We start from the raw sequence: 8,621 nt of genomic DNA, 5'->3' as shown, positions 1-8,621 counted from the left end.
ACCTTCGGTGGCGCCGCCATGATCAACGGCCATATCGAGATCGTCGACAACGTCCACATCACGGCGGCCACGATGGTGCCGAACTCGATTACCGAGCCGGGCCGGTACACGGGCTATTTCCCGGTTGCCAGGAATGCCGACTGGGAACGCGTAGCCGTGCTCGTACGCAACCTGTCTACCATGCGGGAAAAAGTGCGTGCGCTCGAGAAAGCGGTGAAGGCGCTGACTGGAGAAACGTAGCGCCGGCCGGCTGTCGACGCCCGGCGGCCGCACATCGGTCCGCCACCGGTGCGGCGTCAGTCCGTGGTCAGCCGCGTCAGGTGCCGCTCGATCTCGAACACGTGCGGATCGGGTTTGCCGAGTGCGCGCAGTGCGTGCGCCAATTCCAGCAGGTATTCGCTGTTCGGCCCGCTCGGGCCATGGGCGGCGGCGATCTGGCGCGCAATGTCCAGTTCGCTCGCCGGGCCGAGGAAGGCCCCATTCTCGTGGGTGGCGATGTAGACCAGCCCCAGGGCACTGCTGCCGTCGTCGAACGCGATGTCGGTCGCCAGGCGCAGGTAGCCGTTCTTTTCGCGGTGGTCGAGGTGTGCGAATTCCTCGGGCGTCACCAGGTAGGCCATGCCATGGCACAGCGCGCCATCTTCCGGCACCAGCGTGACGACGCGTCCAGGCGCCGTTTCGGTGCCGCGGTGGTCGTGCGAGCCCTGCCAGAAACGGCGGGTCCAGCCGCGAATGGCGGCCGGGCGGCGTTCGAGATAGGGAAAGTCGGCCTTGAAGATCAGGGAGCCGTAGCCGAACAGCCAGACGCGATGGTGGCCGTCGAATTTGTCCATGCGCCGGTTGAGCGCAATGGTGTTGTGGGACATCGGGGAAACTCCGGAGAAAACTGGTCGCCCGATTCTAGCGCAGGGCGCAAGCGGCTGCAGGCAGTGCCGGCCTGGGCGATCAGTCTTCCTGCGCGCGCGCCAGGCTCCGTTTCGCCTCCACGTACGGGAACAGGAAGTCGATGAAACTCTCGGCCGCCGGCGACAGCGAGCGACCGGCGCGCGTGTAGACGAAGAAACGGCGCGTCAGCACCGGTTCCTCGAGCGGGCGCATGCGCAAACGGTACAGCTGCACCAGCGGTTCCGCGTACGGCAGGCAGACGGTAACGCCGAGCCCCGCGCTGACCATCGCCAGCGCCGTCGTCATGAAGGTCACCTCATTCGCGGGCTTCAGGGGCACGTCGCGCAGCAGCGCATGCATGTCGGCAAGCAGCCGCTCGGTAAATTGCCCCTCCAGGGCGATGAAGGGGTAAGGCGCCACGTCCTGCCAGGTCACGCGCTCCGCGCTTTCCAGCGGATGCCCCTCCGGGAACACCAGCGCGAACGGCATCTCGAACAGTTCGCGCGCCTGCAGTTGCGGCATCGCCTCGCGTTCCGGGCCGATGCCGATGTCGGACTCGCCCGACAGCGCGCGCGCGATCACGTTCTCGACCGGACTGTCGGCGACGCGCACGTCGATGTCCGGATGCCGGGCGCGGTAGGCGGCCATTGCTGCGGGCACCAGCGTGCAGCACATCAGTTGTGGGGCGGCGATGCGCACCACGCCTTTTCGTAGCTGTGTATGGTCCGCCACGTTCGCCAGCGCACCGTCGAGATCATCGATCATCTGGCTAAATAGCGGATACAGCTCGCGGCCGATGTCGGTCAGCGTGATGCGGCGTGTCGAGCGGTCGACGACACGGGCGCCGAGTGTTTGTTCGAGTTCCTTGATCAAACCCGATAACGCCGACTGCGTAACGTGCATGTATTGGGCAGCCAGGGTGAAGTTGCCGGCCTTGGCAAGGGCCACGAAGGCACGCATCTGCCGCAGGGTGGGATTCATAAGACAATCCGATAAATCGGCCTGAAAATATTGTTTGTATGATAGTCCGATTTGAATTTTAATGGCGGCAACAACTCAAAGACGAAGGAATCGCCATGAAACTCGCCTCACTCAAGACCGGCGGCCGCGACGGCACGCTGGTCGTCGTCAGCCGTGACCTCGTCACCTGCCAGGCCGTCCCGAAAATCGCGCACACCCTGCAGTGCGCGCTCGACGACTGGGACAACGTGGCCCCCAGACTCGAAGCCATCTACGACCGCCTCAACGCCGGCACCGCCGACAAGGCCGAGTCCTTTATCGAGATGGAATGCCACTCGCCGCTGCCGCGCGCCTTCCAGTGGGCCGACGGCTCGGCCTATATCAACCACGTCGAGCTGGTGCGCAAGGCGCGGGGCGCCGAGGTGCCGGCGTCGTTCTATGCCGATCCGCTCATGTACCAGGGCGGCTCCGACCGCTTCATCGGCCCCTGCGACCCGATCGCGGTGATGAGCGAGGACTGGGGCGTCGACCTGGAAGCCGAGGTGGCGGTCGTCGCCGGCGACGTGCCGATGGGCGCCAGCGTGGAGCAGGCGGCAAAAGCGATCCGCCTCGTCATGCTGGTCAACGACGTCTCGCTGCGCAACCTGATCCCGAACGAACTGGCCAAAGGCTTCGGCTTCTTCCAGTCGAAGCCGGCCAGCGCGTTTTCGCCGGTGGCGGTCACGCCCGACGAACTGGGCGAAGCGTGGAGCGACAGCAAGCTGCACCTGCCGCTGCTGGTGACCCTCAACGACGAGCCCTTCGGCAAACCGAACGCCGGCGAGGACATGACCTTCAGCTTCGCGCAACTGATCGCGCATGCCGCCACCACGCGCGAGCTGGCCGCCGGCAGCATCATCGGCTCCGGCACGGTGTCGAACAAGCAGGGCAGCCTGCACGGTTCGAGCATCGCCAACGGCGGGGTCGGCTACTGCTGCCTGGCCGAGGTGCGGATGTACGAAACGATCGAACACGGCGCCCCGAAAACGCCGTTCCTGCGCTTTGGCGACAGCGTACGCATCGAAATGCTCGACGCTGAAGGCGCCAGCATTTTCGGCGCCATCGACCACGAAGTAGCGCATTACCATGGGAGGAAAGAATGAAGCTCTATACCTATTTCCGCAGCTCCGCCGCCTACCGCGTGCGGATCGCCCTGAACCTGAAGGGGCTGGCCTACGATGCGCTGCCCGTGCACCTGCTCAGGGACGGCGGCGAGCAGCGCCAGGAAGAATATCGCCAGATCAACCCGAGCGGCCTGGTGCCGGCCTTCCAGGACGACCGCATCACGCTGACGCAGTCGATGGCGATCATCGAATACCTGGATGAGCGCTTCCCGGCCGTGCCGCTGCTGCCGCAGGACGTCGCCGGCCGCGCCCGCGTGCGCGAACTGGCCCAGATCATCGCCTGCGACATCCATCCGCTGAACAACCTGCGCGTGCTGCGCCACCTCGTCCACGAACTCAAACTGAGCGAGGACGCCAAGAACGCGTGGATTTGCCACTGGATCCGCGAAGGCCTGGCGTCGCTCGAGGCGCACCTGGCGCGCGACCCGGCGGCCGGCCCGTTCTGCCACGGCGCCGCGCCGACCATGGCCGACTGCTTCCTGGTGCCGCAGGTGTTCAACGCCCAGCGCTTCAACATCGATATTTCGGCCTATCCGAACATCGCCCGCATCAGTGCGCTCTGCGTCGACATGCCGGCCTTCGTGGCGGCGCATCCGTCGGCACAGCCGGACGCCGAGTGATACGGATAGTTGTTTCCTTCCCGCAGCAAACTTCGTAGAATTGGTTTTTTGCCAAGGACAGGAAGCATGAAACCTTACGCCGCCGCATTTGCCGTAGTTTGCCTGTCCCTGGTCTTGCCAGCCCAGGGGCAGGCCCAGACCGATCCACTGTGGGAAAAAGCCGTGGCGCACGCCGCGCAGATGAAAAAGTGGGCGCCCGGCGAGGTCCAGCTGCTGGCCGAGGGCAGGGCGGACGGCAAGATCGACCGCACGCGCGTGCGCCAGCGCCTGACCGGCTGGGACAAGGGCAATCCGGTCTACGAAACGACGCAGATCGAGCCGCCGCCCGAGGCTGGCAAAAAGCCCGGCAAGAGCGAGTTCGACATGAAGGGCATCGGCGAAGCGACCGAGAGCCTGCTGCGCACCGACGCCAGGGTGCGCCGCCGCGATAACCAGCCCCTGCACGGCAAGTCATGGACGCTGTTCGAGGTGGCGCAGTCGAAGGGGCCGATGGACGTCAACGTGCGCCTGTGGGTGGACCCGGCCACGGGCGTGGCGCACCAGATGGAATCGACAATGCACGGCACCATGATGATGGACATGAGCCTGTTGACCGCCTACCGTCCGCACCCGCAGGCCGGCAGCCTGCCGTCGCGTTTTGACTTTCGCATGAAAGTACTGGTGCCCTTCGTGGACGCGACCGTGAAGATCGCCAGCGACATGGAGCGCTGGGTGCCGCGGCCGGCAGAGGCCGGGCAGGGCGCGGCGGGAGCGGCGCCGGCGCGTTGATCCGCACGCCGCACGCGCTTGCACCGCCGTCCGGCGCTGCGGCCTGAGGTTTTATTGCTGGGTCGAGCGGTCCGGCTCGGACGGCGACGAGATTTCGTCGAGCGCGCGATCGACGTCAGCCGTGTGCTTGGTCGCCACGTCGCCGAGCGACACGATACCGATGATTTTTCCGGAATCGTCGAGAACGGGGACGCGGCGGATCTGGACGTCGGCCATCTGGTCGAGGACGTCCTGGACGCTCTGGTCCATGGTGCAGGTGCGCACATCGGTGCTCATTACATCGGTTACTTTCGTCGAGCCCGGGTCCTGGCCGGCGGCGGTCGAGCGCACGGTGATGTCGCGGTCGGTGATCATGCCGACCAGCTTGTCGCCGTCGAGCACGGGAATGGCGCCAACGTTCAGTTCATCCATCAATTGCGCGGCGCGCTGCACCGTTTCCTGCGGCGAAACGGTTTGCACGTCACGGGTCATCACATCCTGGATCGTTTGCATTGCTGGCCTCCTTGTCGAATGGTTGTTGGATACCTCGGAACAGGGCTTTCATCATGCCCTGAACCGCCGTCTCGGCTCGCGAGATTGGTGGGCGGCATCATTCTGCCGCCATGAAAGGTGCAAAGGTACAATCCGCTTCTTTTTTCGCGCTCCCGACCATGACCCATCCGACCGTACCAGGCACCGTTCCGGAAATCTTTCTCGACATGCTGGCCCTTGCCGATCCGTCCTGGCGGCCGCACCTGGTGCGCGCCCTGGAAGCGGTCGCCCGCGCCGAGCCCTGCTACCTGCCGGCGCTCGCCCTTGACGATTACCTGCCGACCGGAGGCCGCCTGTTCGCCGCCTTTGCCCAGCCCTTGAGCCGGGTGCGCTATGTGCTGGTGGGGGAGGGGCCGTATCCGCGTGCGGAGAGTGCGACCGGGGTGTGCTTCATGGATGGCGCGGTGGGCGAGCTCTGGAGCGAGGCCGGGCTGTCGAAACCGGTCAACCGGGCGACCTCGCTGCGCAACTTCATGAAGATGCTGCTGGTGGCGGGCGGGCAGTTGCAGCCTGGCGCGACGGGTGGGGCGGCGCTGGCGCCCGTCGCAGCGGCAGCGCGGGAAAACGGGTCGATCCGCACGCTCGCGCAGTTGCAGGACAACCTGGTCGCGGAAGGTTTCCTGCTGCTGAACGCGGCGCTGGTGTTTCGCAAGCACGTGGCGCCGAAGATCGAGGCTCTGGCCTGGATGCCCTTCCTGCAGACGGTGCTGGCGGTGCTCGCCGAACCTGCGGTTCCGCCGACGCTGGTGTTGTGGGGGAAGATCGCCGAGCAGCTGGCCAGGTTGCCGGAAACGGCAGGCTTCCCGCAGGCGGTGGCCGAGCATCCATACAACCTGTCGTTCATCGGGAACCAGGGGATGGTCGAGCTGTTCGGGCCGATGCGCCTGTTGCAGGCAAGGTAGCGTATCGGCGGTTGCAAACACGCCCGAAAACGCTGCGCCAGCCACCCCGCGGTTTTGGACCCCTCCAAGACAAACCCCGCCGTTTTTGCTATACTTGACTAAATCGTTCAACTAATCAGGTCTTCATGCATCAGCATCGAAGACATGAAAAAAGTGAACAAGAGCAAAATTTTAACATTACCGGGGTTGTGATGCGTCTGACCACCAAAGGCCGTTTTGCTGTTACTGCGATGATCGATCTTGCCCTGCGCCAGGGGAATGGTCCCGTCACGCTGTCGGGCATCAGCCAGCGCCAGGCGATTTCGCTGTCCTACCTGGAGCAGCTGTTCGGCAAGCTGCGCCGCCACGAGCTGGTGGAATCCACCCGCGGCCCGGGCGGCGGCTACACGCTGGGGCGCAAGGCGGCGGAAATTACCGTGGCCGACATCATCGTGTCGGTCGACGAGCCGATCGACGCCACCCAGTGCGGCGGCAAGGAAAACTGCCAGAACGACGGCGGCCGCTGCATGACGCACGAGCTGTGGTCGGCGCTGAACCAGCGCATGGTCGAGTTCCTGGATTCGGTGTCGTTGCAAAAACTGGTCGACGACCAGCTTGCCAAGGGCATCCAGATCGAAGACAAGCCGGCCACCAAGCGCGCGATTTCCAGCCAGCCGGTGGTCAAGCCCATCCGCGTGAACGCACCGAACTCGGTGTTCGCGCTCGGCGCCTCGTTCGCCAAGCAATAACAACAACCATCTGCCAGCAGTCGGAAGAGCCAGCATGGACATGACCCCGCATTTCCCGATCTACATGGACTACGGCGCGACGACGCCGGTCGACCCGCGCGTGGTCGACGCCATGATTCCCTGGTTGCGCGAGCACTTCGGCAACCCGGCTTCGCGCAGCCATGCGTGGGGCTGGGAGGCGGAAGAGGCCGTGGAGAAGGCGCGCGTCGACGTCGCCGAGCTGATCGGCGCGGATCCGCGCGAAATCGTCTGGACGTCGGGCGCCACCGAATCCAACAACCTGGCCCTCAAGGGCGCGGCCCAGTTCTACAAGAGCAAGGGCAAGCACCTGATCACGGTCAAGACCGAGCACAAGGCCGTGCTCGACACCACCCGCGAGCTGGAACGCCAGGGCTTCGAGGTGACTTACCTCGACGTGCAGGAAGACGGCATGCTCGACCTGGAGATGTTCAAGGCGGCGATCCGCCCGGACACCATCATCGCCAGCGTCATGTTCGTCAACAACGAGATCGGCGTGATCCAGGACATCGCTGCCATCGGCGCGATCTGCCGTGAAAAGGGCGTGCTGCTGCACGTGGACGCCGCGCAGGCCACCGGCAAGCTTGCCATCGACGTCAAGACGCTGCCGGTCGACCTGATGAGCCTGGCCTCGCACAAGACCTACGGCCCCAAGGGCATCGGCGCCCTGTATGTGCGGCGCAAGCCCCGCGTGCGGCTGGAAGCGCAGATGCACGGCGGCGGCCATGAGTGCGGCATGCGTTCGGGCACCTTGCCCACGCACCAGATCGTCGGCATGGGCGTGGCGTTCCGGATCGCCCGCGAGGAAATGGCCAAGGACGTAGCGCACGCGCGCCGCCTGCAGCAGCGGCTGCTGGATGGCTTGAAGGACGTCGAGCAGGTGTTCATCAACGGCAACATGGAACACCGGGTGCCGCACAACCTGAACATGAGCTTCAACTTCGTCGAAGGCGAGTCGTTGATCATGGGCATCAAGGGCCTGGCGGTGTCGTCCGGTTCGGCCTGCACCTCGGCTTCGCTGGAACCCAGCTACGTGCTGCGCGCTCTCGGCCGCAGCGACGAGCTGGCCCACAGCAGCCTGCGCATGACCATCGGCCGCTTCACGACCGAAGAAGAAATCGACTACGCCATCACCACCATCCGGCACAACGTCGCCAAGCTGCGCGACCTGAGCCCGCTGTGGGAGATGTTCCAGGACGGCGTCGACCTCAGCACCATCCAGTGGTCGGCCCACTGAACCGAATCCAGGAGTACCAACATGGCCTATTCTGAAAAAGTCGTTGAACACTACGAGAATCCCCGCAACGTCGGCTCCTTCGAAAAGGGCGACGAGTCGGTCGGCACCGGCATGGTGGGCGCGCCCGCCTGCGGCGACGTGATGAAGCTGCAGATCAAGGTCAATCCGGAAACCGGGGTGATCGAGGATGCGCGCTTCAAGACCTACGGCTGCGGCTCGGCCATCGCTTCCAGCTCGCTGGTGACCGAATGGGTCAAGGGCAAGACGCTGGACCAGGCCGCCTCGATCAAGAACAGCCAGATCGCCGAGGAACTGGCGCTGCCGCCGGTGAAGATCCACTGCTCGATCCTGGCCGAGGACGCCATCAAGGCGGCGGTCGAGGACTACAAGAAGAAGCACCCCGTCGCAGCTGCCGCGGCGGTCGCGCACTGAGCAGGAAGCACGCAAGAAGATGGCTCTGTCATTGACCGAAGCCGCGGCGCGGCACGTCTCCCGCTACTTGTCCAAACGCGGCAAGGGCGTGGGCGTGCGGCTGGGCGTCAGGACCACCGGCTGCTCCGGCATGGCCTACAAGCTCGAGTACGTGGACGAAGTGGCGCCCGAGGACATCGTCTTCGAGAACCACGGCGTCAAGCTGCTGATCGACCCCAAGAGCCTGGCCTACATCGACGGCACCGAGCTCGACTTCGTGCGCGAAGGCCTCAACGAAGGCTTCAAATTCAACAACCCCAACGAACGGGATCGCTGCGGCTGCGGAGAGAGTTTCCGCGTCTGAGCCTTCCGGCACTGCGAAACCGCCTTCACTTTCC

The 8,621-nt window shown here is 64.9% G+C and carries 11 protein-coding genes and 1 pseudogene; 9 read left to right on the top strand and 3 right to left on the bottom strand.

Annotated elements, in window-relative coordinates:
* Nucleotides 1-240 (top strand): annotated as a pseudogene (locus JWP65_RS12910) (UDP-3-O-(3-hydroxymyristoyl)glucosamine N-acyltransferase); the annotation flags it as partial.
* A 56-nt stretch (nucleotides 241-296) separates the two neighbouring features.
* On the opposite strand, the gene JWP65_RS12905 reads toward JWP65_RS12910, so the two are convergent.
* Nucleotides 297-866 carry a gamma-glutamylcyclotransferase gene (locus JWP65_RS12905; protein ID WP_299764319.1) on the bottom strand — a complete coding sequence of 190 codons (570 nt, stop codon included), beginning with the start codon at nucleotides 864-866 and terminating at the stop codon, nucleotides 297-299.
* A gap of 79 nt (nucleotides 867-945) precedes the next feature.
* Nucleotides 946-1,866: a LysR family transcriptional regulator gene (locus tag JWP65_RS12900; protein WP_299764317.1), complete on the bottom strand. Its 921-nt coding sequence runs from the start codon at nucleotides 1,864-1,866 to the stop codon at nucleotides 946-948.
* A 95-nt stretch (nucleotides 1,867-1,961) separates the two neighbouring features.
* Between JWP65_RS12900 and JWP65_RS12895 the strand changes: the two genes are divergently transcribed.
* From JWP65_RS12895 to JWP65_RS12885, 3 genes are read left to right on the top strand one after another with little or no spacing between them, the layout of a single operon-like run.
* Nucleotides 1,962-2,987, top strand: a complete 1,026-nt coding sequence (locus JWP65_RS12895) for a fumarylacetoacetate hydrolase family protein (protein ID WP_299764315.1) — start codon at nucleotides 1,962-1,964, stop codon at nucleotides 2,985-2,987.
* Nucleotides 2,984-3,628 (top strand): maleylacetoacetate isomerase, encoded by a 645-nt coding sequence (maiA, locus tag JWP65_RS12890; RefSeq protein WP_299764313.1) that lies wholly within the window; start codon nucleotides 2,984-2,986, stop codon nucleotides 3,626-3,628. Before JWP65_RS12895 ends, maiA begins: the two co-directional genes overlap by 4 nt.
* A gap of 9 nt (nucleotides 3,629-3,637) precedes the next feature.
* The gene (locus JWP65_RS12885) at nucleotides 3,638-4,396 is read left to right on the top strand and encodes a hypothetical protein (protein ID WP_299764311.1); all 759 of its coding nucleotides are present in this window, start codon (nucleotides 3,638-3,640) and stop codon (nucleotides 4,394-4,396) included.
* A 51-nt stretch (nucleotides 4,397-4,447) separates the two neighbouring features.
* Here the strand turns inward: JWP65_RS12885 and JWP65_RS12880 are convergent, their stop codons facing one another.
* Complete coding sequence (locus tag JWP65_RS12880; protein ID WP_299764309.1) at nucleotides 4,448-4,888, bottom strand: CBS domain-containing protein; 441 nt, start codon at nucleotides 4,886-4,888, stop codon at nucleotides 4,448-4,450.
* Nucleotides 4,889-5,046: 158 nt separating this feature from the next.
* Between JWP65_RS12880 and JWP65_RS12875 the strand changes: the two genes are divergently transcribed.
* The 5 genes from JWP65_RS12875 to iscA all read left to right on the top strand — a co-directional run bounded on the left by JWP65_RS12875 (nucleotide 5,047) and on the right by iscA (nucleotide 8,587).
* A complete protein-coding gene (locus tag JWP65_RS12875) occupies nucleotides 5,047-5,829 on the top strand; it encodes a uracil-DNA glycosylase (protein WP_299764307.1) in 783 nt (260 codons plus the stop codon).
* A gap of 191 nt (nucleotides 5,830-6,020) precedes the next feature.
* Nucleotides 6,021-6,557 (top strand): Fe-S cluster assembly transcriptional regulator IscR, encoded by a 537-nt coding sequence (gene iscR, locus JWP65_RS12870; protein WP_299764305.1) that lies wholly within the window; start codon nucleotides 6,021-6,023, stop codon nucleotides 6,555-6,557.
* A 34-nt stretch (nucleotides 6,558-6,591) separates the two neighbouring features.
* The gene (locus JWP65_RS12865) at nucleotides 6,592-7,812 is read left to right on the top strand and encodes an IscS subfamily cysteine desulfurase (RefSeq protein ID WP_299764303.1); all 1,221 of its coding nucleotides are present in this window, start codon (nucleotides 6,592-6,594) and stop codon (nucleotides 7,810-7,812) included.
* Between the two features lie 21 nt (nucleotides 7,813-7,833).
* The gene (gene iscU, locus JWP65_RS12860; protein ID WP_299764301.1) at nucleotides 7,834-8,244 is read left to right on the top strand and encodes a Fe-S cluster assembly scaffold IscU; all 411 of its coding nucleotides are present in this window, start codon (nucleotides 7,834-7,836) and stop codon (nucleotides 8,242-8,244) included.
* Nucleotides 8,245-8,263: 19 nt separating this feature from the next.
* Complete coding sequence (iscA, locus tag JWP65_RS12855; protein WP_299764299.1) at nucleotides 8,264-8,587, top strand: iron-sulfur cluster assembly protein IscA; 324 nt, start codon at nucleotides 8,264-8,266, stop codon at nucleotides 8,585-8,587.
* The last annotated feature ends 34 nt before the right edge of the window (nucleotides 8,588-8,621 follow it).

Source organism: Ramlibacter sp. (assembly GCF_028292805.1).
Classification (GTDB): domain Bacteria; phylum Pseudomonadota; class Gammaproteobacteria; order Burkholderiales; family Burkholderiaceae_C; genus Ramlibacter.
This window is presented reverse-complemented; position numbering and strand designations above follow the sequence as displayed.

Excerpts from the sequence above, each read along its gene's own strand:
- JWP65_RS12905 (WP_299764319.1), bottom strand. The coding sequence starts at position 866 with ATGTCCCACAACACCATTGCGCTCAACCGGCGCATGGACAAATTCGAC.
- JWP65_RS12900 (WP_299764317.1), bottom strand. The coding sequence starts at position 1,866 with ATGAATCCCACCCTGCGGCAGATGCGTGCCTTCGTGGCCCTTGCCAAG.
- JWP65_RS12895 (WP_299764315.1), top strand. The coding sequence starts at position 1,962 with ATGAAACTCGCCTCACTCAAGACCGGCGGCCGCGACGGCACGCTGGTC.
- maiA (WP_299764313.1), top strand. The coding sequence starts at position 2,984 with ATGAAGCTCTATACCTATTTCCGCAGCTCCGCCGCCTACCGCGTGCGG.
- JWP65_RS12880 (WP_299764309.1), bottom strand. The coding sequence starts at position 4,888 with ATGCAAACGATCCAGGATGTGATGACCCGTGACGTGCAAACCGTTTCG.
- JWP65_RS12875 (WP_299764307.1), top strand. The coding sequence starts at position 5,047 with ATGACCCATCCGACCGTACCAGGCACCGTTCCGGAAATCTTTCTCGAC.
- iscR (WP_299764305.1), top strand. The coding sequence starts at position 6,021 with ATGCGTCTGACCACCAAAGGCCGTTTTGCTGTTACTGCGATGATCGAT.
- JWP65_RS12865 (WP_299764303.1), top strand. The coding sequence starts at position 6,592 with ATGGACATGACCCCGCATTTCCCGATCTACATGGACTACGGCGCGACG.
- iscU (WP_299764301.1), top strand. The coding sequence starts at position 7,834 with ATGGCCTATTCTGAAAAAGTCGTTGAACACTACGAGAATCCCCGCAAC.
- iscA (WP_299764299.1), top strand. The coding sequence starts at position 8,264 with ATGGCTCTGTCATTGACCGAAGCCGCGGCGCGGCACGTCTCCCGCTAC.